The sequence below is a fragment of the Rhodococcus sp. IEGM 1381 genome (genome assembly GCF_030056795.1).
In the GTDB taxonomy this organism is placed as follows: Bacteria; Actinomycetota; Actinomycetes; order Mycobacteriales; family Mycobacteriaceae; genus Rhodococcoides.
Window position 1 is genome coordinate 19,715 of record NZ_JASHKQ010000011.1, and the last position, 25,047, is coordinate 44,761.

A 25,047-nucleotide genomic window follows, 5' to 3' on the forward strand; every position below is an offset into this window, starting at 1 on the left:
GAAGGCCACTCTCTATCGACAGTAGGATTGAAGGCAAATCCTAAGGCTTCGACCCTGTTCCCGACGTCGTTCTTCGGGTATAACCGTCGTTTCTAGAGCTTGCGGGCCGAGTCGATTCCGAGCGACATTCCGACCAGTCCACGTTCGCGGACTGCCAACTTCGCCGCTACCGCCTCCAAGGCTTGTGCCGCAGGCGATTCCGGGTTGCTCAATACGATCGGCATCCCGGCGTCACCGCCCTCGCGGACGGCGGTGTCCAGGGGAATCTGGCCCAGCAGAGGAACGCTGGCACCGACAGCTTTCGTCAGTCTGTCCGATACGTCCTGTCCACCACCGGATCCGAAGATGTCCATGCGGGTGCCGTCGGGCAGTTCGAGCCACGACATGTTCTCCACAACGCCTGCGACGCGCTGGCGGGTCTGCAGAGCAATTGCTCCGGCTCGCTCGGCAACCTCGGCCGCGGCCTGCTGTGGAGTGGTGACCACGAGGATCTCGGCACTCGGAATGAGTTGTGCAACAGAGATTGCCACGTCGCCGGTGCCGGGGGGAAGGTCGAGCAGCAGCACGTCCAGGTCGCCCCAGAAGACGTCGGCCAGGAATTGTTGTAATGCGCGGTGCAACATCGGTCCACGCCAGACGACCGGAGTGTTGCCCTGCGTGAACTGAGCGATCGAAATGAACTTCACGCCGTGCGCCTGCGGCGGCATGATCATCTTCTCGACCTGCGTTGGCCGCGCGTCGTTTCCGAGCATGCGGGGCACGGAATGGCCGTAGATGTCGGCGTCGAGCACTCCGACCGACAGCCCACGAGCAGTCAGTGATGCCGCGAGATTGACCGTCACACTGGACTTGCCCACGCCGCCCTTGCCCGACGCCACCGCGTAGACGCGGGTCAGGGACCCGGGTTGCGCGAACGGGATGATCGGCTCGGCGGAATCGCCGCGCAGAGACTTGCGTAGTTCGGTGCGCTGCTCGTCGTTCATGACGTCGAGTTCGACTGTCACGGTGCCCACGCCTGCGACGTCGGCGACGGCGTTCTTGACGCGATCGGTGATCTCGGTCTTCATCGGGCAGCCGGAGGTGGTGAGGTAGATGCCGACACCGACGGAACCGTCGGCGGATACCTCGATGCTCTTGACCATCCCGAGGTCGGTGATGGGTTTGCGGATCTCCGGGTCGATGACCTTCGTCAGCGCGGTCCGAACGTCGGATTCGGTCAGTACAGCCATTGCCTCATGCTAGGCGGTGCGCCGACTCCCGATGAACAGCAGGGCAGCGCCGATCAGTGAATGCGCGGAAGCTGGTCCGACGTCGGGACGATGCCGGTGGCGTATCCCGCCGACCATGCCAGCACGTTCGCCACATAGGCCATCGAATCGTTGTAGCGCAGGATCGCTCTGGTGGTCGATCCCAGGTCACGCATGTTGGTGCCGTCGTCGCACAGATACATGCCGGTGGCCAGGGCTGCGTCGTACAGATTCTGTGGGTCGGAGACTCCGTCGCCGTTGCCGTCGGCGTGATAGAGGTTCCACGTCGAGGGCAGGAACTGCATCGGTCCCACTGCGCGGTCGTACTGGGTGTCGCCGTCGAGTGCGCCGCCGTCGGTGTCACGGATCACCTGATTGCCGGCGAGGCTGCCGTTCAGAACCGGTCCGAGGATGGGCTCGTGCAGTTCGCCCGAGTCGTCGACCTTGCCGTTGTTGGCGTGGGTGGACTCGACGCGGCCGATGCCGGCAATGACGGTCCAGCTGATGCCGCAGCCGGGCTGCTGCTGGGCCAGGATCCGCTCGGCGTTCTTGTAGGCGGAGACGTTGACCACCGGAATCGCGATGGGGCTGAACGCCAGGTTGGTGGGGAGCTCCGGTGTGGGCGGGATCTCAGGGACCGGTGCGGGTGCAGGGACCGGTGCCGGTACCGGAAGCTCGGCCTGAGCCACCGGCTGGGCTTGCTGGTCCTGGGTGATGGGCTGCGGGGTCTCGACCACCGAGTTCGACTCCTGCGCAGCCGGCGAGGTTTTTGCGCTGACGAAAGGAATGTATTCCGTGGCTCCGGCGCTGGTGGCGGCGGTGACGAGTCCTGCGGGGACGAGACCAGCCAGAGCAATCACCGAATTCCGTCGAACCTTGGAAGTCGATGCTTTTCTGTGACGACCCACGCGTGCTGTACCTCCTGATTTCCCCGGACGACGTCCGGGGCCCGACCGACTGAACGGGATCGAGGGTACCTGATTCGAGACTGTTCTGTTATCGGCCTGTTATCAGCGGCGATGCCGTGCGGTCAGGAGGGCGGATCGTCATCGGACGCGTCCGGAACACCCACGTCGTCCTGCACCCGCGAGGCTGCCTTCTTGCGTGACTTCTTCGGCGATGTGACCGGCTGACCCGTTGCCTGCTCGAGCAGCGCCTTGATCTCGTCGAGTTCGCGGCGCAGGTAGTCGCGGGTGGCGACCTCACCGACGGCGATACGCAGCGCAGCGAGTTCACGGGCCAGGAATTCGGTGTCGGCTTTGGTCTGTTGGGCGCGGGAGCGATCCTCCTCGAGGGACACGCGATCGCGGTCGTCCTGCCGATTCTGGGCCAGCAGAATAAGCGGCGCGGCGTACGCAGCCTGAGTAGAGAAGGCGAGGTTGAGCAGAATGAACGGATACGGATCCCACTGCAGATTGACCGCAACGACATTGAGGAAGATCCAGACGATGACGATGCCGGTCTGAATAGCCAGATAGCGCCCGGTGCCGAGGAATCGGGCAGCTTTCTCGCCCGACTTGCCGAGATCGAAGTCGAGATTGACGTTGAACATCCGCGATCCGCGCGGCGTGTCCATTCTCTGGCGTGCTGTTTCTTTCACTGTCCGGCCACTTCCTGATCTCGCCAGTCCTCGGGTAGCAGGTGATCGAGGACGTCGTCCACGGTCACGGCCCCGACGAGGTGGTCCTCGTCGTCGACCACCGGGCCGCAGACGAGGTTGTACGTCGCGAAGTATCGCGTCACGGCGGTGAGGCTGTCGTCGGGTGACAACCGCGGAAGAGCGCTGTCCACCACTCCGCCGACCAGGCTCGCCGGGGGTTCTCGCAGTAGCTGCTGCAAATGGACGCAGCCGAGGTAAGGCCCGGTCGGCGTCGCGGTCGGGGGCCGCACGACGAACACCAAGGACGCCAGCGCAGGCGTCAGGTCGGGGTTGCGCACCCGGGCAAGAGCCTCGGCCACCGTCGTCGACGCGGTGAGAACGACGGGTTCGGGGGTCATCAGACCGCCTGCGGTGTCGGGGGAGTGCTCGAGCAGGCGACGGACAGGCGCGGAGTCCTCCGGATCCATCAGGCGCAGAAGCGATTCCGCTTCGGTCTCGGGCAGCTCGCCGAGGAGGTCGGCGGCGTCGTCGGGGTCCATTGCCTCGAGCACGTCGGCACCACGGTCCACACCGAGGTAGTGCATCAACTCCACCTGATCGTCGTCGGGCAGCTCCTGAACGACGTCCGCGAGCCGCTCGTCGTCGAGAGCTCGCGCCACCTCCATGCGGCGCTTGACGGGCAGCTCGCGCATCGCGTTCGCCACATCGGCCGCGCGAAGATCCTCGAACTGCATGAGCAGCTGCGCCACACCCTGATCGGGCATCGACAGCTCGTTCTGCGTGAGCCCCTGCACGTGCTGCCAGTCCACGACGTGGATCGCACCGCGGCGCGCGAGGCGCTGACGCTGCTTACGTACAGCCACCCGCGCGACCACCCAGTCCCGCGTTCGGGTGAGCTCGATACCGAGGTCGACGACGATCGAGTCGGCGTCGTGCAGCTCGTCGAGCTCCGGGTCGTCGACGCGCACCTTGGAGTCGAGGATCTGCGCGAACACCAGGATCTCGTTGGCGCGCTGGGTGAATCGGCGCAGACTGACGTTACCGGTCGTGAGTTGAACGGAGTTGGGCTCGATGCTGGTCACGCGGAGCATCGGCACGAAAATTCTTCGGCGAGTTGCCAATTCGACCACCAGGCCGAGGACTCTCGGTTGCGCTCTGCCGACGCGCATCGAGATGACCACGTCGCGAACCCGTCCGATCGATTCGCCGTCGGGTCCCAGGACGCCCAGGCCTGCGAGCCTGGCCGCGAATACCTTGCTCAGTGCTGCCATGATGGCAAGGTTAGAGGCAGGACAATACAGAGTATGAATCAGACAGGGGTTGTGCTGCGGTGAATGCGTCGGGCCTACGGCGATCGGTACTGGCCGTTCCGGGTAGTTCGGACAAGATGATCGCCAAGGCCAAGGGCCTACCTGCCGATGCGGTCTTCCTCGATCTCGAAGATGCCGTCGCCCCTATCGCGAAGGTCGAGGCTCGGGTTCGCATCGTCGATGCTCTGAACTCCGATGGCTGGGGCGATCAGATCAAGGTGGTGCGCGTCAACGACTGGACGACGCAGTGGACGTACGGCGATGTCATCGACGTCGTCTCGGGTGCAGGCCGCAATCTCGACGCCATCCTGTTGCCGAAGGTCGAGTGCGCCGCGCACGTACAGGCGTTGGATCTTCTGCTCACTCAGCTCGAGAAGGAGCACGGTCTCGACGTCGGTGCGATCGGGATCGAGCCGCAGATCGAGAGCGCTCGCAGCCTGCGCAACATCGACGAGATCGCGACCGCGAGTCCCCGGGTGCAGACGTTGGTGTTCGGGCCCGCGGACCTGATGGCCAGCGTGAACATGCGCACCCTCGTCGTCGGCGAACAGCCGGTGGGATACGACACCGGCGACGCCTATCACCACATTCTGATGACCATTCTGCTCGCCGCACGGACGCACGGACTGCAGGCGATCGACGGCCCGTACCTGCAGATTCGTGACCTCGACGCCTTTCGTCGGGCGGCCGGCCGCACGGCCGGCCTCGGTTTCGACGGTAAGTGGGTACTGCATCCGACGCAGATCGAGGCCGCCAACGAGATCTTCGCGCCGCGCCAATCCGACTACGACAAGGCCGAGATGATTCTCGACGCCTACGAATTCCATACCTCTGCTGCGGGCGGCGCTCGCGGTGCGGTGATGCTGGGCGACGAGATGATCGACGAGGCGAGCCGCAAGATGGCGTTGGTCGTCTCGGCGAAGGGGCGCGCGGCCGGCCTGACGCGCACGACTACGTTCGAGCCGCCCACCTCCTGATCCATGCCGTGTTCGCGGACAGAACAATGGGTGTGACGGTGTCCATTTCGGGGCACAATGGAGCCATGACCAATCCCCTCTCTCAGTCCGGTCGCCCAGGGCAGGGACTACCGACGCCGCCCTCCGGTTGGCCCATCGGTTCGTACCCCACCTATGCCGAGGCGCAGCGCGCCGTCGACTATCTCTCCGATGAAGAGTTCTCGGTGCAGGACGTCACGATCGTCGGCGTCGACCTGATGCAGGTCGAACGCGTTCTCGGCCGCCTCACGTGGCCCAAAGTCATTGGTGGAGGCATCGTTTCGGGTGCGTGGCTGGGAGTGTTCCTCGGCCTGGTGCTCGGCATCTTCAGCGAGAACATCTTCGGAGCCCTGCTCATCGGCGTCGGCGGCGGCATCATCTTCGGTTTGATCTCGGCGTCCATTCCGTACGCGGCCACCAAGGGACAGCGAGATTTCGCGTCGAGCATGCAGTTGGTCGCGGGTCGATACGACGTCCTCTGCGAGCCTCGTACGGCCGAGAAAGCACGCGAACTGCTCGCCAAACTGTCGATCTGATCACACCTGGTGGACGACCAGGCAACCGACAGGTAACGGAATAGCCCCAAATCGCCCTCGATGCCAGTGAGTTCGGTTACGTTTCTTTCGTGCACGGCAGTCCCACACAGTGTGCTGCGCGAGTAATTGAACGTACGGAGGCGGATAGTGCCGAGACATCGTGGTCGTAGGCGTGGAAGAACGACAAGAATAGGGGTGTTGGCAGCAGCGGCTCTGGTCACGAGTCCGTTGCTCGCAGCGTGTGGTTAGTCCGACAGTTCGGTTCCGGTTCTGAGTTTCTACACCGCCGCAGACGGCGCAGAGCAGTACGCCGCTGCGGCACAGGTGTGTTCGGATGCTTCGAACGGTCGATACCGGGTGGAGCAGCGGACTCTTCCCAAGAGTGCGAACGACCAGCGTCTCCAGCTCGCGCGACGCCTCGCCGGAAACGACAAGACGCTGGATCTGATGACGCTCGACGTGGTGTGGACGGCCGAATTCGCCGAAGCCGGATGGGCATTGCCCGTCCCCGAGGACCTGTCCGCGAAGCTGCGTGACGGCTCCACGCTCGAAGGTCCGCTGGCCACCGCGGAATGGCAGGACCAGCTGTACGCCGTTCCGCTCAACTCCAACACCCAGTTGCTCTGGTACCGGCCGGACGAGGTGCCCGACGGCACCCCGCCACAGACGTGGGACGAGTTGATCGACGAGGCCGAAGCCAACGCGGCCGCGGGTAAGCCCGCCCAGATCGGCGTCCAGGCCAAGCAGTACGAGGGCTTCATGGTCTGGTTCAACTCGCTGCTCGAGAGCGCGGGTGGTTCGGTCGTCGCAGAAGACGGAACGACGGTGACGCTCAACGACACTCCTGAGCACCGTGCCGCCACCGAGAAGGCTCTCGAGATCATCAAGCGGGTGGCCACAGCCGACGGCCACGATCCGTCGGTCTCTCAGAGCGACGAGGCCACGGCCCGTCTCGGCATGGAATCGGGACGGATGGCCTTCCAGGTCAACTACCCGTTCGTGCTGCCCGGCCTGAAGGAGAACGCCATCGCCGGCGCTGTCTCGTTCCTGAACCTGGCCGGTGTGCCTGCCGATCAGCAGGACGCGAAGATCGCCGAGGTCTTCCGTAGCGCCCCGTACCCGGAGGTGAATCCGGGCGAGCCCGCCAAGGTCACCATCGGTGGGTTCAACATCGGCGTCGCCAAGACAACCCAGCATCAGGATCTCGCGTGGGAGGCCGTCGAGTGCCTCACCAACGAAGAGAACCAGCGCAACAACGCCGTCAACGGCGGTGTACCGCCGGTGCTGAAGTCGTTGTACTCCGATCCTGAGTTCCAATCCGTCTATCCCGCATGGGAAGGGGTGCTCGGTTCCATCGAGTCGGCCGCGGTCCGACCCGTTTCGCCTGCCTACCAGAGCATTTCGATCCTGCTGACCGATGCGCTCAACCCGCCGCAGAACATCGATCCGGTAGCCGACGTGGACAAGCTCGCAGATCTGGTCACCAAGGCCGTCAATTCCGAAGGGTTGATTCCATGAGCGAAACTCAGGACAGGCAGGGCGCCCTGAAGAACGTCTCCGACGGCAAGAAGGCCGAACGGCGGCTGGGGCTGTTGCTCATCGCACCCGCGGCGATTCTGATGATCGCAGTCACCGGATATCCGATCATCTACGCCTTCTGGCTCAGCCTGCAGAAGTACAACCTCGCGTTCCCCGAGGACCGTGAGTTCGTCGGCATCTCCAATTACGTCACGGTGCTCTCCGACGGGTACTGGTGGACGGCATTCAGCGTCACCGTAGGAATCACGATCATCTCGGTGATCATCGAGTTCATCCTCGGTCTTGCGGTGGCTCTGGTCATGCACCGCACCATCTTCGGTCGCGGACTGGTGCGAACCGTGGTGCTCATCCCGTACGGCATCGTGACCGTCGCCGCCGCGTACAGCTGGTACTACGCGTGGACTCCCGGTACGGGATACCTCGCCAATCTGCTGCCCGACGGTAGTGCCCCGCTCACCGAGCAATTCCCGTCACTGGCGATCGTCGTGTTGGCCGAGGTATGGAAGACGACCCCGTTCATGGCGCTGCTGTTGCTGGCCGGTCTGGCTCTGGTGCCCGACGATCTGCTCAAGGCGGCCGAGGTCGACGGAGCCGGTGGTTGGACCAGGCTGATGCGGATCACTATCCCGCTGATGAAGCCGGCCATTCTCGTCGCCGTGCTCTTCCGCACCCTCGACGCGTTCCGCATCTTCGACAACATCTACGTGCTCACCCGAGGTAGCAACGAAACCGGATCGGTCTCGATTCTCGGCTACGACAACCTGTTCGGTGCGTTCAACCTCGGACTCGGGTCGGCGATCAGCATCCTGATCTTCTTCTGCGTCGCGATCATCGCGTTCGTGTTCATCAAGTTGTTCGGTGCCTCGGCACCGGGATCCGACGACGGAGGCCGCAAGTAATGACCACTGTTACGCCTCGCAAGAAGGTCGGTTGGACGGTAGTCAACGTCCTCGTCCTGCTCTACGCGCTGGTTCCGCTGCTGTGGATCATCAGCCTCTCGTTCAAGTCGACGGCCACCATCGCCGACGGTAACTTCATCCCGCGCTCGTTCACACTGGAGAACTACAAGGGCATCTTCTCGACCAATCAGTTCACCTCGGCGCTGGTCAACTCCATCGGCATCGGACTGATCACGACGGTGATCGCCGTGGTGATCGGCACGATGGCCGCGTATGCCGTCGCTCGCCTTGACTTCCCGGGAAAAAAGGCTCTCGTCGGTGCGGCGCTGCTGATCGCGATGTTCCCCCAGATCTCGCTGGTGACACCGCTGTTCGACATCTCCCGCTCGCTGGGACTGTTCGACACCTGGCCGGGACTGATCATTCCGTACATCACCTTCGCTTTGCCGTTGGCGATCTACACCCTCTCGGCGTTCTTCCGCGAGATTCCGTGGGAGCTCGAAAAGGCAGCGAAGATGGACGGCGCGACGCCCGCACAGGCGTTCCGCAAGGTCATCGCCCCGCTGGCCGCCCCCGGCATCGTCACCGCCGCCATTCTGGTGTTCATCTTCGCCTGGAACGACCTGCTGCTCGCCATCTCGTTGACGGCAACGGAACGTTCGGTCACCGTCCCGGCGGCCATCTCGCAGTTCACCGGTAGCTCTCAGTTCGAGGAGCCCACGGGGTCGATCGCGGCGGCAGCAGTCGTCATCACGATCCCGATCATCATTTTTGTGCTCTTCTTCCAACGACGTATCGTGGCGGGCTTGACGTCCGGCGCAGTGAAGGGATAACCGTCATGGCCGAAATAGTTCTCGACAAAGTCACCAAGCTCTACCCCGACGGCGCGGCTGCGGTCAGCGACGTCGACATCACCATCGCCGACGGCGAATTCATCATCCTCGTCGGGCCGTCCGGCTGCGGAAAGTCCACCACCCTCAACATGATCGCCGGACTCGAGGACATCTCCTCGGGCGAGCTGCGCATCGCGGGGGAGCGCGTCAACGAGCGGGCACCGAAGGATCGCGACATCGCGATGGTGTTCCAGTCGTACGCGCTGTACCCGCACATGACGGTGCGGCAGAACATCGCCTTCCCGCTCACCCTGGCCAAGCTCTCGAAGACCGAGATCAACACCAAGGTAGAAGAAGCTGCCAAGATCCTCGACCTCAGTCAGCACCTCGACCGCAAGCCGGCGAACCTCTCCGGTGGTCAGCGACAGCGAGTTGCCATGGGCCGCGCCATCGTTCGCACGCCCAAGGCCTTCCTGATGGACGAGCCGCTCTCCAACCTCGACGCGAAGCTGCGTGTCCAGACGCGCGCCGAGATCTCACGGCTGCAGAAGCGGCTCGGCACCACCACCGTCTATGTCACGCACGATCAGACCGAGGCCATGACTCTCGGCGATCGCGTCGTGGTGCTGCGCGGCGGGCTGGTGCAGCAGATCGGGTCCCCGCAGGAGCTCTACGACAAGCCGCGAAACCTGTTCGTGGGCGGCTTCATCGGATCGCCCTCGATGAATTTCGTTCCCGGACAGCTCACCTCGAACGGTGTGTCGACTGCGCTCGGTGAAATCGACATCCCGCTCGAGCGGATGGATGCGATCAAGGCCAAGAACCCGGGTCGCGAGGTGGTCGTCGGCATCCGCCCCGAGCACTTCGAGGACGCGGCACTGATCGACGGGTATCAGAAGATGAGCGGTGCCACCTTCACCGCCACCGTCGACGTGCTCGAGTCGATGGGCAGCGACAAGTACGTCTACTTCACGTTGAAGGGTGCCAAGGTCGAATCCAGCGAGCTGCAGGAGCTCGCGGCCGATGCGGGTATCGCCGATCTCGGTGGCGCACAGGTGGTTGCACGTCTGGCGGCCGAGTCCAAGGCCGCCGAGGGCGGTCAGGTGGAACTGTGGTTCGACCCGGCGAAGATCTCGGTGTTCGACCAGGCCTCGGGTGCCAATCTGACGCTGTAGAGCGCTGCGCGCATGTGCACGGAACTTCGTAGTGGGCTACGAAGTTCTGTGCACATGCCGCAGGCTCAGAGCGGCATGTTCGACGTGGTGGTCGCTTCGGACTCGGCCACTCGCACCGATCCCCGAGCGGCGGGGGTGCTCCTGATGGCCAGGGCCGCGAGTACGACGACGAGGCAGGCTACCGCGCCTGCGACAAAGGCTGCGGTGTACACACTTTCGCGGGCAACGGCTGTCCCGTCGATCGTGAACATGGCCAGGACGGTGGACAGCGTAGCGCTGGCAATCGAGGTACCGACTGTCCGGACGATCGAATTGACGCTGTTCGCCACCCCGGTGTCCGCAGCGCTGACCTCGGCCATGAGCAGGTTCGGCAGAGCAGCGAACGCAAGACTGACAAACATGTTGATGACGATGCCTGCGGTGATCAGCTGCCAGGTGTGATCGTGGGCGAGTGCGACGAAGACGAATCCGACCAGCCCGATCACGGCTCCTGCGATCAGCACTCGGCGCGGCCCGAACGACCGGATGAGACGGCCACTACCGACGGCTGCGACTACTCCGACCGCCGCGCCGGGCAGCAGATAGACGACGCTCGCCTCGAGAACATTCGCGGTGAAGCCGTAGCCCGCCACGGCTCGTGGTGTCTGCACGAAGTACGAGCAGGCGAGGAAATTGACGAACATCCCGACACCGACGAACAGAGTGGCGACGTTGGTGGCGAGCAACGGCCCGTGGGTGAGCATCCGGGGTGCGACGAGTGGCTCGTCGGCGCGCTTCTCGAAGTTCCACCAGATGGCCCCCGCGAATACACCGACGACCGCGCAGCCGATGGTGGCAATCGAACCCCACCCCCACGTGCGGCCCTGGGTCAGCGCGAGGAACAGCAGAAGCAGAGTCACCGCGAGCAGTGCAGCTCCCCACCAGTCGACGGTGCCGCCGCTGGTTCTCGGGCGCGCCGGTACGCCGAACCAGGCGATCGCGAGGGCGAGCAGCACGAACGCAACAGTGAGCCAGAACACGCGGTGGTAGTCGGCTCCGTTGGCCGTCAGCAGCCCGGTCAACACCAGTCCGAATCCACCGCCGACGCCGAGCGTGCCGGACAGGACGGCCATCGAACCTACGAGCTTACGAGGAGGCATCTCGTCACGAAGGACGGCAAGCGCGATGGGGAACAGTGCATAGGACACGCCCTGCAGGACCCGGCCGACGATCAGCCACAGCAACGAGTGGGTCAGCGCCGCGAGCAGAGATCCGGCGAGGACGACGGTGAGCACACCGATCAGCACCGGACGCTTACCGTGCAGGTCGGCGAGCCTACCGATGACCGGGGTGGCGATCACCGCCGCGAGGAGATTGGCCGTCAGTACCCATCCGGCAGCGGTGGTGCTGACCCCGAGTTGGGTGCCGATGGTCAACACGATGGGGACGACCATCGTCTGCAGAACGGCGAGAGTCATGACGATGAAACAGAGTCCGGGCAGCAGTATGCGGCGGGTGGACATGAAAGAACGACCTCGTTAGGTATCGACGATGCAGTGGAACCGAGACGAACAAAGTGATGAACGCATCTAAGTAACTATCAGATGTAGGTGTACCAGGAAAGCGGGCTCGGGAAACCACGGTCGAGCACCGGCGACGGTCCTATTGCAGCCGAGTCGGTTTGCCCAGCGCTTTCTGCCGGAGTTCGCTGACGATCTCGTCGTTCCAGACGTGTTCGCGCACCAGGCGGTAACGCTCCCGGCTCATCCAGAGGTACGCCTCGGCGTCGGTGCGATCTTCGAGGATTTCCGCCGCGCGCACCATGCGCACCACCGGCAGGTACTCCTCGCCGAACCAACGCCGCGCGACGGTACCGCGGTCGACGAATTCACCGACCTCCTGCATCAGCCGGAAGCCCCACGCCTCGACCGACTCGCTGAGCTGGGCGTAATCGAACGGATCGGTCACCTGGACGGCCTCGCGTGCCTTGCCCACCAATGGGACACGACTGAGGAAGATGCGCCGGTGATCCTTGATCAGCAGATCGCCGCGTCGGGTGATGCCCTCGGGGGAGATGCGCGTGATGATCTCGGTGACGACCGCGTCGATCGACGTTCGGTGCATCGCGAACGCGATGGACACTCGGTGATGACCGTCGACGACGAAGTGCATGCCTCCGATTCGGTACACCTGAATCGGGGGCATCGCCTCCCCGCGGCGTTGAGCGGCGGCCAGTCGCTGCCAGCGTTCACGAATGCGCGCCGACGTCGGACGAAAGAAGCGGTCGAAATCGCGAGTGCGGTCGACGCTTCCGACGATGGTCTCGACGCGAATGACCTGCAGGCCGAGGTGACGCTCGCCCACCTTGCCGAGCGCGGCAACCACCTCGTCGAACGGCAGGATGGTGTTGACGTCGTCGGGTTGACGCCGCAGCCATCCCACCAGACGGGCGACGTCGGCGCGTCGGCGCTGGCGGGTGAAGTCGTTTTCCGCGTCGGCGGCCGGAAATCCGGTGTCACGTGCCATGCCTGCGCCTCACGATCCTCGGTGCCTCGAATTCGGTTCTCTGTCCGCCCGGTTCGATCTCGAGCAGGGTGTACCCGACGGTGTTGATCACCGCTGCGCCGTGCAGGGTCAGATCCTCCGGCGTAGCGCCGTGCGGATGAATATGGCCGTGCAACAACAACTGTGGGGCGAGTCTTCGCGTCACCTCGTCGAGGCAGTCGAAACCGATGTGCGCGGGGTCGGTGTCGTCTCCGACGCCGAGTGGCGGACTGTGGGTCAACAGAACGTCCAGGGGCCGAGAGTCTTTGCGGACGTTGCGATGCCACGCGAACGTCCGGGTCAGGGTGCGTGAGCGTCGACGCTGCTGCCGCTGGGTCCATTGGTTGGGCCCACCGTTGTAGCGGATGGAGCCGCCGAGACCGGCGATCCGCAGGCCCGCCGCGGAGACGATTCGGCGATCGACGTTCACGGCACCGACGGGTCCGGGCCAGGTGGTGGGGAGCCCGGCGCGCATCCATCCCGCACGTCCTGCCGAGTAGCCGGTGAGGTCCGCGTCGTGGTTGCCGGGAACGAATACGCACGGTGCGTTCAAGGCATCGGTGAGATATTCGAGGTAGTCGAACGGAAGGTCGCCTGCGCCGAGAATCAAGTCGACTCCGAGCGACTTCACCTGCGGACTCCACAGGGATTCGATCGTTTCGTCGGACACTGCGAGAACGGAGACCACGAATACGACGGTACCCACCTCCCTCGACTGGCACCTCCGAACGGACTTCTCGGGCATCGGTGGTGTTGGATGGGTGACGTGAGCGACAGTGTCATTGCAGCGGTACGCGCACATCTGCTGACCGAGATCGGCGACGAGAATCCGTCGTCGGCATCGGTGACGTTCCTCGGTCTCGAGCCGCTGGACGTCCTGAGATTCGGCGCGGACTCCGACGTGGTCCGGTACGTCAGTCTCGGCTGTTCTCGGCACCCCATGGCCGATCCCAACGAACTCGTCGCAGATCCCTCGCGTGGCCCCCGAGCCGAACTGGTGCTGACTCTCCGAGGCGGTGCAGGCGTGGCATCGGGTGTGCACAAGAGCCTGGCCGTCCTTGCTGCGTCACCCGCGGTGGAGGGCGTCGTACTCGTCGAGGACGCACTGCTCGATCTGAGCGAGCCGCTGTGGACCAACGCGCCGTTCACGGCAGTGCTGCTCGGGGCGAGCGATATCGCAGACCTGACACTGCCCGAGCCCTACGATCCGGTTCGATTTCTCGCCGCCGTCCCTCTCACCGGCACCGAGGCAGCCTGGGTGCGGTTGCGCGGAGCCGATGCGCTGCGTGAGGCCTGGGCCGAGGCGGGAATCGACGTCCGCGATCCGAATCGGTCGGCAGCCAGTCTCTGACCGTCGTCATCGCGCGTAGGACGCCAGCTCGGGTTCGGTACCCACGGAGTCGTCTTCGAAATGCTGGGGTACCTGAAGCAGGAATTTCAACCCGTTGGTCGCGGATCCCGTGTTGGAGCGCAGGTTCGGCGTGCTGAATGTGAAGCACAGATTGTCCGAAATGCGTTCGCGCACCGCAGGTCCATCATGATCGAGTGCGTCGAGGACGAGATGAAAGGCGACGTTGTCGCCGAGAATCGTGAAGTGCTCGACCGGCCGGAGCGGACAGACGTCCTGCACGGCAATGTTCGACGCTCCGGCGAGGGTGCTCGCGCGTGGTTGCGGATGGATCAATTCGTCGAATCGCGTGAAGATCGAGGTATAGCTGGGGCCTACGGGCAGGGGTCGGGTCGCCAATGCGGTCAGGAACTTCGATCCGGTTGCGCGATCTGCCAGTTCGCCGGCGGACACTCCTGTGAGTCGTCGCATCCCGAGCGGGCCGAATCGGTCCCGTTGTACGGGGTGGCGAGCGAGATGACATCCGACACCAGGGCAGGCAGATCCGGCCAGAACGTCAACGCCCAGAGCTCGTTCAGTGGACCGTGCTGGTGGCCCATCATGACCACCTTGCGGCCACTGTCGGCGGCCATCGTACGAACCGCGTGCACCACGTACTGGGCGGAGATCTGTAGGTCTCCGTACCCGGCGTCCGGGAGCGAGAGGCTGCACACCGGGAATCCGATAGCAGGCAGCGACTGCAGGTAGTTCCAGCCGAACGATTGCTGATCGGTGGCGAAAGCCGGGGTGAGCAGAACCGGATCGCGGGTGGCGTCGTGCAGATCCGTGGTGCACGTGAGTGCCTTGTCGAGATCGGCCTGCGCGACGGTCAGCGGCGGACCGGCGGGATCGGCATGAACCGGCTGAGCCGACGCGGCCCCCGGCGCGGCCGAACAGATCACGGCGACGGCCACGGCCGATACCAGCGTGCGGATTCTCATCGATCCCTTCCGAATGACAATGCAGGGCTTCTGCAGTCTCATCCGGTGAGAACATGTGGGCCCGTCACCCGGCGGGGGTCGGGGCAATCACCAACAACCGTCGGTCTGACTTGGACGATGTCCAACGCGCCGTGTGTCTGCTAGAGCCAGTTGTTCTTGTGGAACGTGCGCCACAGGCCGATGCACACGCACAGGACGACCCCGACCATCAGGTGGTAGCCGTAGGTCCAGTGCAACTCGGGCATGTTGTCGAAATTCATCCCGTAGATTCCCGCGACCATCGTCGGGACAGCCGCGATGGCCACCCACGACGAGATCTTGCGCATGTCCAGGTTCTGCTGCATGGTGACCCGGGCCAATGCGGCGTCGACCAGCGAACTGAGTACCTCGTCGTATTCGGAGATCCGCTCGGCGACGGTGGTGTGGTGGTCCTGTACGTCGCGCAGATACCGCCGTACGGCCTTCGGGACGCTCGGCTCCTGCACCAGACGCGCAAGAGGGGTCGACAGCGGCGTCACCGACCGGCGCAGCTCGACGACCTCTCGCTTGAGCAGGTAGATGTTCTCGATGGGCACGTGGTGGTGCGGGGAGAACACTTCCTCTTCCATTCCGTCGACGTCCCGCTCGATCGACTCGGTCACCGCCAGATACTCGTCGACGACGTGGTCGGCCACAGCGTGCAGCACCGCGGACGGCCCGAGTGAGAGCTGTTCCGGGTTCGCTTCGAGGCGCTGCCGAACGCCGGCCAACCCAGAATGTTCCCCGTGCCGGACGGTGATGACGAAGTCGCTGCCGACCATCACCATGATCTCGCCGCTCTCGACGATCTCGTTGGCGGTGGTCACCGACTCGTGCTCGACGTACTTCACCGTGCGCAGCACCAGGAACGCGACGTCGTCGTAGCGTTCGAGTTTCGGACGTTGGTGTGCGTGCACGGTGTCCTCGACCATCAATTCGTGCAGTCCGTAGCACTGCGCGATCGCGCTCATCTGATGGTCGTCGGGCGCATGCAGGCCGACCCACACGAACCCCTCGCCGCGCGCACGTACCTCCGCAATCGCCGAGGTGTGGGTGAATCTGCCGGGCAATCGGGAGCCGTCGACGTACACCGCGCAGTCGACGATCGCGCGGGCCGTGGGCACCGGAATTCTCGGGCCCGGATCGGTTGCGGCCTTGGGTCCCCGTCGATGCAGTGACGGTAACGACGGTCGAGGTGGAAGGGACGGCATGGCGGGCAATCGTACGCCAGCAAAACGACGAGACGGCGAGCCTGGAACACTGTCGAGGTGCTCATCGATCTTCATACCCACTCGACGGCGTCAGACGGCACCGACAGCCCGGCCGAGCTGGTCCACGCGGCGTCGGCGGCGGGACTGTCGGTAGTGGCGCTGACAGACCACGACACCACGTCGGGCTGGGACGAAGCGGCCGCGGCCGTTCCTCCCGGTCTGACGCTCGTGCGCGGTATGGAACTCTCGTGCACCGGACGCGGCGAGGACGGCGAACCGGTTCCTGTGCACCTGCTCGCGTACCTCTTCGACCCCGAGAACGAAGCGTTCGCGGCCGAGCGCGCGCGTCTACGCGGCGAACGGGTGACGAGGTTGCGAGCCATCGCCGAGAACATGGCAGCCGACGGTCTGCCGATCGATCCCGACGCAGTGCTGGCCTCGGCCGGTGCCGCAGCCGGACGTCCCCATCTCGGCCGTGCGCTGATCGACGCCGGATACGTCCCGGACATGAACGCCGCGTTCGCCGGTCCGTTGGCGACCAGCGGCAAGTACTACGTGGAGAAGGTGGACACTCCCCTCGAGGCCGCGATACAGATGATCGCGGCAGCCGGCGGGGTGAGTGTGCTCGCGCATGCTCGGGCCCGCGCGCGCGGACGCATCCTCGATCTGGACCACATTCGAGAACTGACGCCGTTGGGGCTCGGCGGAGTAGAGGTGCATCACATGGATCATTCGCACGATGACACTGTGGTGATGGCCGATCTTGCCGCGGAATTGGACCTGATCGTCACGGGCTCCTCGGATTACCACGGGACCAACAAGACGGTGAAACTCGGCGAATACACCACTGCCCCGGACCAATACGATCGAATAGTTGCGGCGGCTCGCCCATGACCTTCGATGTGACGCTCTACCTGACCGTGCTCATCACCCTGTTCGTCATCATGGACCCGCCGGGCGCTATCCCGGTGTTCCTGTCCCTGGTGGGCCGTAAGAGCAAGGAAGCTCGTAACAAGGCCGCGTGGCAAGCGCCCGCCGTCTCGCTGACCGTCATCTCGGTGTTCGCCATCGGCGGTCAGGCGATTCTGAGTTACCTGCACATCGGCATCCCGGCACTGCAGGGCGCGGGCGGATTACTGCTACTGCTCATCGCCCTGTCGTTGCTCACCGGCAAGGGTGCGGGCGGAGACTCCGCGGCGGAGGACGTCAACGTAGCCCTCGTGCCGCTCGGGACTCCGCTGATGGCAGGTCCCGGTGCCATCGCCGCGGTGATCGTCTACGTCAGCCAGGCCGACGGTGATGCGGGCTCCTTGCTGGCGATTGCGTTGGGCATCATCACTATTCACGTGCTGTTCTTCCTGATCCTGAGATTCTCGACGGTACTGATCCGTCTTCTCGGTGAAGGTGGCATCTCGCTGCTGGCGCGCATCGCAGGTCTGCTGCTCGCCGCCATCGCGGTGCAGTTGATCGCGGACTCTGTCCGCGGATTCGTGGCCGGCGGATGACCGGGGCCGGAGCGGGAGCGGGGCTCCGATTCCTGCGCGGGATCAGCGGTGTCGTCACCGCCGGTCTGGTGGTGCTCGCGATCGGTGTAGCCGTCACTCAATATCTCGGGCACTCCCGCGGCTTCCCGGGGCCAGGGGGTCTTTCCGTCGGTGCGCACATCGCCGCCGCCGCGGTCGCCGTCGTTGCCCAGCGCATCGCGGACCATCGGCGCGGGTTCTCCGCGTTCGTCGGTACACTCGTCGTTTTCGTCGTCACGGGCCTGGTGCTGTGGACACAATGGTGGCAATGAGGACAGTGGTGGCAATGACGACAGTGGACCGAGTTCGCTTCTGACTCTGTGGTCAGATGGACGAGCGGTGTGGCACACTGGGGCCACCGATTGGGCTACAGCCCATCGCTGATCGTGTCGGCACACCCGCCGCACCTGCGAGAGACGCTTTCGGCAGTTTGCAGCCAGCACTGGCGCACTCCGAGCGCTCCCGAGTCCCAAAACCACTCACTTCGTTGACATGCGTCGCCTTGCTGGTCGAGGTCGACAGTGCAAGGAGCTTTCACCGTGACGGCAGTCGAAGACACCACAGCACCGAACTCGGCACCGGCCGTGCCGGCCGCGATCACCGACGAGGAGATCTTCGCCGGACATCTCGGCGGAAAGCTGTCGGTCGAGTTGGCGGCGCCGCTCGAGACCCAGCGTGATCTGTCCATCGCCTACACCCCCGGGGTAGCCCAGGTCAGCCGCGCCATCGCCGCCGACCCGGCGCTCGCCAAGCGCTACACCTGGACCGATCGCCTCGTCGCCGTCATCTCCGACGGTTCCGCGGTGCTCGGCCTGGGCGACATCGGCCCACGGGCGTCCTTGCCGGTGATGGAGGGCAAGGCGGCACTGTTCAAGAAGTTCGCCGGTCTGAACTCCATCCCGATCGTCCTCGACACCAACGACGTCGACGAGATCGTCGAGACGATCGTGCGGTTGCGGCACAGTTTCGGTGCCGTGAACCTCGAGGACATCTCGGCCCCGCGCTGCTTCGAGATCGAACGCCGCGTGATCGAGGCGCTCGAATGCCCCGTCATGCACGACGACCAGCACGGCACCGCCATCGTCGTCCTCGCTGCGCTCAACGGGGCCGCGAAGGTTCAGGGCCGCAGCACGTCCGAACTGAAGGTCGTCGTCTCCGGAGCCGGCGCAGCGGGCGTCGCCTGCGCCAACATGCTCCTTCTGGCCGGTATCCCGGACGTGGTGGTGCTGGACTCCAAGGGGATCGTCTCCTCCGATCGCCACGACCTCACCAGCGTCAAGACCGATCTCGCTGCGCGCACCAACCCGCGTGCACTGTCCGGCGGAGTGGCCGAGGCATTGGCCGGAGCAGACGTCTTCCTCGGTCTGTCCGCGGGCAAAGTCGACGAGGGCTACATCGCCTCGATGGCCCCGGAGGCCATCGTGTTCGCGCTGTCGAACCCAGATCCGGAGATTCACCCGGAGGTGGCGAGAAAGTACGCCGCCATCGTCGCGACCGGACGCAGCGACTTTCCTAACCAGATCAACAATGTTCTCGCCTTCCCCGGTGTGTTCAAGGGCGCGCTCGACGCGGGCGCTCGCCGTATCACCGAAGGCATGAAGCTCGCCGCTGCCGAGGCAATCCTCTCGGTTCTCGGCGACGAGTTGGCTGCGGACAAGATCGTGCCCAGCCCACTCGATCCTCGTGTCGCCCCGGCCGTTGCGGACGCAGTTGCGGCAGCAGCGCGAGCCGAGGGCGTCGCGTAGGAAAACGGAAGAAACACCGGCGAACCCAGCCCTACCCGGGCCAGTGGCTCGCCGGTGTCTTTCGTTCGAACCGGCCTCAGACCTTCGCCAGTCCGGTGGGCATCCGCCGCAGCCGGCCGGTTCCCGGAACGGAGGTCCACACCGCAAGGGCGAGCAGAGCGTCGACGACGAGGGTCAGCACGGCCACCAGGATCGCGCCGACCAGTACCCGTTGGTAGTCGTACAGCGCCAGGCCGTCGAAGATGTAGCGGCCGAGCCCGCCGAGGTTGACGTAGGCCGCGATCGTCGCGGTGGCGATGATCTGGAGAGTGGTGTTGCGGAGTCCGCCGAGAATCAAAGGAAGGGCATTCGGAATCTCGACCCGGAGCAGGACTTGGGTTTCCGTCATGCCCATCGCGCGGGCGGCGTCGACCACGTTCGCGTCGACGTTGGCGATACCGGAGTACGTCCCGGCCAGCAGCGGCGGAATGCCGAGCAGCACCAGCGCGATGATCGGTGGCACCAGCCCCAACCCGATCACCAGAACCAGGAACACCAGGATGCCGAGGGTGGGCAGCGAACGTAGTGCGTTGACCAGTCCGACGATCACCGCTTCACCGCGTCGTAGATGGCCGATCAACAGGCCGATGGGGACGGCGATCACTGCAGAGAGCAACACCGCCAGCAAGCTGTACCACATATGTTCGATCAGCCGTGCGCCGATTCCCGTTGGCCCGGACCAGTTTCCGCCGTCGAGGATGTACGAGAACGCCTCCGAGAACAGATTCATGCGCGTGCCTTCTTCTTCGACGAGCCCGTGCCGAGGCGCGTCCACGGGGTGAGCCGACGACCCAGTAAGAACAGGGCCGCGTCGAACACCAACGCCAGGAACACGATCGAAATGATGCCCGCGAATATCTGGTCGGGATAGTCACGCTGGTAGCCCTGCGTGAACAGCTGACCGAGACCGCCGATACCGATCACCGAGCCCACCGAGACCAGTGAGATGTTCGTGACCGCGACGACCCTGATGTTGGCGATGAGCACCGGAAGTGCCAGTGGCAGTTCGACGGTCACTGCTCGGCGCAGTGTCGAGTAGCCCATTGCTTCCGCGGAATCGACGACGGCGAACGGTACCGAGTCGAGAGCCTCGGGTACCGCGCGCACCAGCAGTGCCGTCGAGTAGACGGCCAGCGCGATCACGACGTTCAGTGGATCGAGAACGGGCAGACCGACCACTGCCGGGATGGTGACGAACAATGCCAGCGACGGAAGGGTGAACGCAATACTGGCCACCGTCAACGTGATTCGACGAACCCAGCGGGTGTTACGAATGACGGTGCCCAGCGGGATGGCGATCAGCAGTCCGACGAACAGCGGGACGAGCGAAAGATACAGGTGCGTCTTCGTGTACCCGAGAACGACATCGAAATTGTCGAACAGCCAGGTCACTGGTCCGTGTCCCCGGTCGCGAGGAAGTGGTGCCGGTTACGCTCGGAGTCCTCGGACTTGCGTTGTGCAGCAAGGTTTTCGAGGATCTCCGCGCCGTCGACGCTGCCCACGGCCGCGCCGGCCGCGTCGACTGCAACCCCGATGCCCGACGGCGACGAGATCGCCGAATCGAGTGCCTGACGCAAATCGCCGCCCTCGAGGAAGAGGGATCCGCCCGCCGCCGTGCTCTCGTCGATGCTTCGGCCGTTGCGCACCTTCTCGACGCCGGTTGCATCGATCCACCCGAGCGGACGTCGCTGCGAGTCCACCAGCAGAACCCACTGCCCATGCTCGAGCCGCAGACTGCCCACCTCATCCTGCTTAGCCGTCTGGATCGGGTGCATCGTCACCGACTGCGCCGACCGGAAAGACAGGCCTCGGTAGCCGCGGTCGCGACCGACGAAACCAGCCACGAACGGAGTGGCAGGTGCAGCGAGTACGGTCTCGGGCTTGTCGTACTGCTGCAGTCGGCCCTGCGGACCGAAGACGGCGATGTGGTCGCCCAGTCGCACGGCCTCGTCGATGTCGTGGGTGACGAACACGATGGTCTTCTGGAGGTCCGCCTGCAGTCGCAGCATCTCGGTTTGCAAGTCCTCGCGAACCACCGGGTCGACCGCGCTGAAGGGCTCGTCCATCAGTAGGATCGGCGGATCGGCGGCCAGCGCTCGGGCAACCCCCACGCGCTGTTGCTGCCCACCGGACAGTTGTGCCGGATAGCGCGAGGCGAACGCCGGATCCAGGCCGACGCGCTCGAGGACGTCGAGCGCAGCTTTGCGTGCAGCGCGACGAGTTTCGCCGTTCAGTACCGGCACCGTGGCGACGTTGTCGACGACGGTGCGATGCGGAAGCAACCCGGCACTCTGGATGACGTAGCCGATGCCTCGGCGCAGTTTCACGGCATCGGTGTCGGCAATGTTGCGACCGTCCACTGTGATCACGCCCGAGGTGGGTGTGATCATGCGATTGATCATCCGCATCGAGGTGGTTTTGCCGCAGCCGGACGGCCCCACGAACACGGTGAACGAGTGAGGCTCGATCACCAGGTCCAATGAGTCGACCGCCGTGGTGCCGTCTTGATAGGTCTTGTTGACGTGCTCGAAGGTGATCATCAGCTGACCGGCTGGTCCAGGCCCTTGTCCTTGACCCACGCCGCTGCTGCCGCCGCCGGCTCGACCTTCTCGTCACCGGACACCGAAGTGTTCAGTGCGATCAGTTCTTCGGTGGTGATCTGCGCGGACACGGCGTCGAGAACCTGGGTGAGCTTGTCGGACTGCTTGGCCGTACGCAGCACCGGGATGATGTTCTGAGCGGCGAAGTTGTTCTCCGGGTCCTCGAGTACCACCAGATCGTTCTGCGCGATCGCAGGCGAGGTCGTGAAGATATCCGCCGCGACGACCTGTCCGGAGACGAGCGCCTCGACCGTTGCCGGGCCGCCGCCGTCGGAGATCGGGATGAAGTTGCCCGCCGAAATGTCCAAGTTGTACTTGGTCTTCAGGCCGGGCAGGCCGCCGACGCGTTCCTGGAATTCCGGAGTGCCGGCGAGGGTCACCTCGGAGGAGAACTGTGCGAGGTCGCCGATGGTGGTGAGATTGCGCTCGGTAGCGGTGGCGCGGGTGACGACGACGGCATCCTTGTCCTCGCCGGGGGCCTGGGCGGTCACAGCGAGGTCGTCGCCGAGTGCGGCAGGCAACGCCGCCAGCACGTCCTCGGAGGACGTGGCTGTCGCGGATTCGTCCAAGTACTGCAGCAAGTTGCCGGTGTAATCGGGAATCATGTCGATCGACCCGTCACGCACTGCGGGGATGTACGCCTCGCGACTGCCGATGTTGAGCTTGGTGCTCACTTCGAAGCCGTTGGCGCGCAGCGCCTCGGCGTAGATGTTCGCGACGGTCTCGGACTCGGGGAAGTTGGCCGAACCGATGATGATGGAGTTCGTGTCGGTGTTGCTTTCGCCTCCACCGCTGGACAGTGGATCCGAATTTCCGCCGCAGGCGGTCAGGGCGGTGACCGAGAGGGTCAACGCGGCAACGGCTGCCACTGTCCTCGGAGCGGAGATCGCGCGCAGTATTCGGGAGGTGGTCATGGTGTCCTTCCATCGGTTCGGGCACAGCCGATACCCATTTCCGCCGATCGGCCCCTGGGGGCATCGGAAGAACCAGGACTCGGGCTGCTCGGGATGGTAGTCGAAATCAGCGTGGCCATAAGGTTGGTTCGACTACCGTCTCGTTCGCACTAGTGCCCCGCGGTCGGGATCGGTAAACCACACGGGCAGTGAACAGGAGAAAATACAGTGCGTTCGTCGGTTCTGGCCACGGCTGTGGTGGTGTCGATCGCCGGACTCCTCGGCGGCTGCAGTACCGCCGACTCGGCCGGGCCTGCTGGTGAGCCCATCGTCGTCGGATCCGGCAGCTCGGACCTCTCCCTGTTGCTCGCCCAGATCTACGCCGGTGGGTTGCGCTCGACGGGGGTGGACGTCGAAGTGACGGACGGCCTGGGGGATCGGGCCGACTACCTGGCAGCTCTGGATCGCGGCGAGGTGTCCGTGGTTCCCGAACTGACCGGCGACCTGTTGCGCACCTTCGACACGCTCGCCGGTGCAACCGAGGCCGAGGACGTGTTCACCGAGCTGAACCGCTCACTGCCCGCAGGATTGTCGGTGGGGGACTACGCGACGGCCGAGGATCGGATCGCCATTGCGGTGGCTCCTGGATCGACGTCGGAAACCACACCCCGCGACCTCGTCTTCGGTGCGGACGCGACTATCGGGACGGTAGAGGGCGAAGTAGATCCCCTGGATGTGATGAATGTCCTTCCGCGAAAAGAACCCACCTTCACCGGGGCCGGATTTTCCGAGTTCATGGTGTATCCGGACGCACAGTTCGCCGTCGACGACCTGAATTCGGGTGCGGTGGGTGCTCTCGCAATTCGCACCGCGTCGTTCGGCCCATTGGCGAAAGATCTCACAACGCTGCCCGACGACGACCACGTCTATCCGGCGCAGAACGTCGTTCCGCTCTACCGCAACGGAGTGCTCAGCGAGAGTGCCCTCAGGTCGTTCTCGGTGGTGGCGGGGGAGCTGACGACAGCGGACCTCGCCGACATGATCGGCGAGGTCCGCAGTGGTGTTGCGTCAGGCGATGTCGCTGGCCGCTGGCTCGGTGAGCACAACCTGTGAGGCGTCGTTCGTCGTGGCCCTGACCTTGCGGCCCAGATAAGCGCCCATGTGCTGGACGGCCTGAGCCGCCTCACGCAGGATCGACGCCTGCAGATGAGCTACGTGCCAGAGCTTCTTGTACTCGACGTGTTCGAGCTCTGCGCCGGACAGGCGCAGCTTGTCCGCGAACGCGGTGATCTGTGCGTACAAGACCTCGTCCGTGCCGACGTGCATGACGATCGGTGGCAGGCCGTCCAGGTTTCCCAGCAGTGGTGCGAAACCCTGATCCAGCGGATCGCCCGCGCCCAGGTACGCGTCGGCCGAGCTGTACGACCAGCCGGTGTTGACCACCAGATCGCGGTCCTTCGGAGCGTCGCGCGCGCCGGGATCGACCCACGGCGAAATCAGTCCGAGGGCGGCCGGGCTCGTTCCGTCGTCCACCAGACGGCGGGCAGTAGCCACCGTCAGACCGCCGCCGGCCGAATCGCCTGCAATGGCGATGCGATCGGCAGTGAATCCGTGTGATCGGACCAGCTCACGAAACGCGGCCACCGCGTCGTCGAGTGCGGCCGGATACGGGTTTTCCGGGGCCAACCGATAATCGAGCACGTAGACGGCACTGGCCGATTCCCGGGCCAGGTGCGCGGCCAGCGAGCGGTGCGTGTTGATCGATCCGATCGTGTACGCGCCGCCGTGGAGATACAGAATCGCGGTGTCGCGTTCGGTCGCGCCGACGGTGACACGCTCGGCTTTTCGGCCCGCGAGTGTCATCTTCTGCGAGACCGTTCCGTGCGGAAGCGTCTGCGCCGGAGCCGCGGCCTCGAGGAAGGCCCGCTGCGCCCGGAAAGACAGGCGCGGATTCAGTGCGAGGCGATAGAAGGGCTTCAGCGCTGCCGCGACGATCGGCAGGGGAACGTAGAAGGCTTTCACGACGCGACCCG

At 64.7% G+C, this 25,047-nt stretch carries 26 protein-coding genes and 1 pseudogene; 12 read left to right on the top strand and 15 right to left on the bottom strand.

What is annotated here, in order from left to right; translation table 11 throughout:
* Positions 1-92: 92 nt before the first annotated feature.
* The 4 genes from QM797_RS19955 to QM797_RS19970 form a co-directional block, all read right to left on the bottom strand.
* Positions 93-1,229 (bottom strand): Mrp/NBP35 family ATP-binding protein, encoded by a 1,137-nt coding sequence (locus QM797_RS19955; RefSeq protein WP_283277403.1) that lies wholly within the window; start codon positions 1,227-1,229, stop codon positions 93-95.
* A gap of 53 nt (positions 1,230-1,282) precedes the next feature.
* Positions 1,283-2,155 carry a lytic transglycosylase domain-containing protein gene (locus tag QM797_RS19960; protein ID WP_283277404.1) on the bottom strand — a complete coding sequence of 291 codons (873 nt, stop codon included), beginning with the start codon at positions 2,153-2,155 and terminating at the stop codon, positions 1,283-1,285.
* Between the two features lie 122 nt (positions 2,156-2,277).
* The gene (locus QM797_RS19965; protein ID WP_283277482.1) at positions 2,278-2,823 is read right to left on the bottom strand and encodes a DUF1003 domain-containing protein; all 546 of its coding nucleotides are present in this window, start codon (positions 2,821-2,823) and stop codon (positions 2,278-2,280) included.
* 20 nt (positions 2,824-2,843) lie between these two features.
* Positions 2,844-4,118 carry a magnesium transporter MgtE N-terminal domain-containing protein gene (locus tag QM797_RS19970; RefSeq protein WP_032375920.1) on the bottom strand — a complete coding sequence of 425 codons (1,275 nt, stop codon included), beginning with the start codon at positions 4,116-4,118 and terminating at the stop codon, positions 2,844-2,846.
* A 59-nt stretch (positions 4,119-4,177) separates the two neighbouring features.
* Here QM797_RS19970 and QM797_RS19975 point away from each other — a divergent pair, with 59 nt between their 5' ends.
* The 6 genes and pseudogenes from QM797_RS19975 (at position 4,178) to QM797_RS20000 (ending at position 10,134) form a co-directional block, all read left to right on the top strand.
* On the top strand, positions 4,178-5,134 hold the full coding sequence (locus tag QM797_RS19975; RefSeq protein ID WP_283277405.1) for an HpcH/HpaI aldolase/citrate lyase family protein: 957 nt from the start codon (positions 4,178-4,180) through the stop codon (positions 5,132-5,134).
* 65 nt (positions 5,135-5,199) lie between these two features.
* Positions 5,200-5,688, top strand: coding sequence for a YflT domain-containing protein (locus QM797_RS19980; RefSeq protein ID WP_283277406.1), 489 nt, complete (start codon positions 5,200-5,202; stop codon positions 5,686-5,688).
* A 195-nt stretch (positions 5,689-5,883) separates the two neighbouring features.
* A pseudogene (locus tag QM797_RS19985) lies at positions 5,884-7,206 on the top strand (ABC transporter substrate-binding protein).
* Complete coding sequence (locus QM797_RS19990) at positions 7,203-8,126, top strand: carbohydrate ABC transporter permease (protein WP_283277407.1); 924 nt, start codon at positions 7,203-7,205, stop codon at positions 8,124-8,126. The pseudogene QM797_RS19985 and the gene QM797_RS19990 overlap by 4 nt, the downstream one beginning before the upstream one ends.
* Complete coding sequence (locus QM797_RS19995; RefSeq protein WP_269607222.1) at positions 8,126-8,959, top strand: carbohydrate ABC transporter permease; 834 nt, start codon at positions 8,126-8,128, stop codon at positions 8,957-8,959. The genes QM797_RS19990 and QM797_RS19995 overlap by 1 nt, the downstream gene beginning before the upstream one ends.
* A gap of 5 nt (positions 8,960-8,964) precedes the next feature.
* Positions 8,965-10,134, top strand: coding sequence for an ABC transporter ATP-binding protein (locus QM797_RS20000; RefSeq protein ID WP_283277408.1), 1,170 nt, complete (start codon positions 8,965-8,967; stop codon positions 10,132-10,134).
* Between the two features lie 65 nt (positions 10,135-10,199).
* Here QM797_RS20000 and QM797_RS20005 read toward each other — a convergent pair whose 3' ends face one another.
* The 3 genes from QM797_RS20005 to QM797_RS20015 all read right to left on the bottom strand — a co-directional run bounded on the left by QM797_RS20005 (position 10,200) and on the right by QM797_RS20015 (position 13,345).
* Positions 10,200-11,636, bottom strand: coding sequence for an MFS transporter (locus tag QM797_RS20005; RefSeq protein WP_283277409.1), 1,437 nt, complete (start codon positions 11,634-11,636; stop codon positions 10,200-10,202).
* 139 nt (positions 11,637-11,775) lie between these two features.
* On the bottom strand, positions 11,776-12,639 hold the full coding sequence (locus QM797_RS20010; RefSeq protein ID WP_283277410.1) for a chromosome partitioning protein ParB: 864 nt from the start codon (positions 12,637-12,639) through the stop codon (positions 11,776-11,778).
* Positions 12,629-13,345, bottom strand: a complete 717-nt coding sequence (locus QM797_RS20015; protein ID WP_283277411.1) for a metallophosphoesterase family protein — start codon at positions 13,343-13,345, stop codon at positions 12,629-12,631. The genes QM797_RS20010 and QM797_RS20015 overlap by 11 nt, the downstream gene beginning before the upstream one ends.
* A 78-nt stretch (positions 13,346-13,423) precedes the next feature.
* Here QM797_RS20015 and QM797_RS20020 point away from each other — a divergent pair, with 78 nt between their 5' ends.
* Positions 13,424-14,008, top strand: a complete 585-nt coding sequence (locus QM797_RS20020) for a suppressor of fused domain protein (protein WP_080730375.1) — start codon at positions 13,424-13,426, stop codon at positions 14,006-14,008.
* A gap of 6 nt (positions 14,009-14,014) precedes the next feature.
* Here the strand turns inward: QM797_RS20020 and QM797_RS20025 are convergent, their stop codons facing one another.
* The 3 genes from QM797_RS20025 to QM797_RS20035 all read right to left on the bottom strand — a co-directional run bounded on the left by QM797_RS20025 (position 14,015) and on the right by QM797_RS20035 (position 16,214).
* Entirely contained in the window at positions 14,015-14,458 is a 444-nt protein-coding gene (locus tag QM797_RS20025; RefSeq protein ID WP_283277412.1) for a hypothetical protein, read from the bottom strand.
* Complete coding sequence (locus tag QM797_RS20030; protein WP_283277413.1) at positions 14,410-14,985, bottom strand: esterase/lipase family protein; 576 nt, start codon at positions 14,983-14,985, stop codon at positions 14,410-14,412. The genes QM797_RS20025 and QM797_RS20030 overlap by 49 nt, the downstream gene beginning before the upstream one ends.
* A 140-nt stretch (positions 14,986-15,125) precedes the next feature.
* Positions 15,126-16,214: a magnesium and cobalt transport protein CorA gene (locus QM797_RS20035; RefSeq protein ID WP_283277414.1), complete on the bottom strand. Its 1,089-nt coding sequence runs from the start codon at positions 16,212-16,214 to the stop codon at positions 15,126-15,128.
* A 57-nt stretch (positions 16,215-16,271) separates the two neighbouring features.
* On the opposite strand from QM797_RS20035, the gene QM797_RS20040 reads away from it, so the two are divergent.
* The 4 genes from QM797_RS20040 to QM797_RS20055 all read left to right on the top strand — a co-directional run bounded on the left by QM797_RS20040 (position 16,272) and on the right by QM797_RS20055 (position 19,482).
* Entirely contained in the window at positions 16,272-17,108 is an 837-nt protein-coding gene (locus tag QM797_RS20040; protein WP_283277415.1) for a PHP domain-containing protein, read from the top strand.
* On the top strand, positions 17,105-17,719 hold the full coding sequence (locus tag QM797_RS20045; RefSeq protein ID WP_032375910.1) for a MarC family protein: 615 nt from the start codon (positions 17,105-17,107) through the stop codon (positions 17,717-17,719). The genes QM797_RS20040 and QM797_RS20045 overlap by 4 nt, the downstream gene beginning before the upstream one ends.
* Positions 17,716-18,009 (top strand): hypothetical protein, encoded by a 294-nt coding sequence (locus QM797_RS20050; RefSeq protein WP_283277416.1) that lies wholly within the window; start codon positions 17,716-17,718, stop codon positions 18,007-18,009. Before QM797_RS20045 ends, QM797_RS20050 begins: the two co-directional genes overlap by 4 nt.
* A 267-nt stretch (positions 18,010-18,276) precedes the next feature.
* A complete protein-coding gene (locus tag QM797_RS20055; protein WP_283277417.1) occupies positions 18,277-19,482 on the top strand; it encodes an NAD(P)-dependent malic enzyme in 1,206 nt (401 codons plus the stop codon).
* Between the two features lie 76 nt (positions 19,483-19,558).
* Here QM797_RS20055 and QM797_RS20060 read toward each other — a convergent pair whose 3' ends face one another.
* From QM797_RS20060 to QM797_RS20075, 4 genes are read right to left on the bottom strand one after another with little or no spacing between them, the layout of a single operon-like run.
* Positions 19,559-20,251 carry an ABC transporter permease gene (locus QM797_RS20060; RefSeq protein WP_283277418.1) on the bottom strand — a complete coding sequence of 231 codons (693 nt, stop codon included), beginning with the start codon at positions 20,249-20,251 and terminating at the stop codon, positions 19,559-19,561.
* Positions 20,248-20,913 (bottom strand): ABC transporter permease, encoded by a 666-nt coding sequence (locus QM797_RS20065; RefSeq protein ID WP_032403036.1) that lies wholly within the window; start codon positions 20,911-20,913, stop codon positions 20,248-20,250. Before QM797_RS20065 ends, QM797_RS20060 begins: the two co-directional genes overlap by 4 nt.
* Positions 20,910-22,061 (bottom strand): ABC transporter ATP-binding protein, encoded by a 1,152-nt coding sequence (locus QM797_RS20070; protein ID WP_283277419.1) that lies wholly within the window; start codon positions 22,059-22,061, stop codon positions 20,910-20,912. The genes QM797_RS20065 and QM797_RS20070 overlap by 4 nt, the downstream gene beginning before the upstream one ends.
* A complete protein-coding gene (locus tag QM797_RS20075) occupies positions 22,061-23,035 on the bottom strand; it encodes an ABC transporter substrate-binding protein (RefSeq protein WP_283277420.1) in 975 nt (324 codons plus the stop codon). The genes QM797_RS20070 and QM797_RS20075 overlap by 1 nt, the downstream gene beginning before the upstream one ends.
* A gap of 207 nt (positions 23,036-23,242) precedes the next feature.
* On the opposite strand from QM797_RS20075, the gene QM797_RS20080 reads away from it, so the two are divergent.
* Positions 23,243-24,127 (top strand): glycine betaine ABC transporter substrate-binding protein, encoded by an 885-nt coding sequence (locus QM797_RS20080; RefSeq protein WP_283277421.1) that lies wholly within the window; start codon positions 23,243-23,245, stop codon positions 24,125-24,127.
* Here QM797_RS20080 and QM797_RS20085 read toward each other — a convergent pair.
* Complete coding sequence (locus tag QM797_RS20085) at positions 24,083-25,036, bottom strand: alpha/beta hydrolase (RefSeq protein WP_283277422.1); 954 nt, start codon at positions 25,034-25,036, stop codon at positions 24,083-24,085. The genes QM797_RS20080 and QM797_RS20085 overlap by 45 nt on opposite strands.
* Positions 25,037-25,047: the final 11 nt, after the last annotated feature.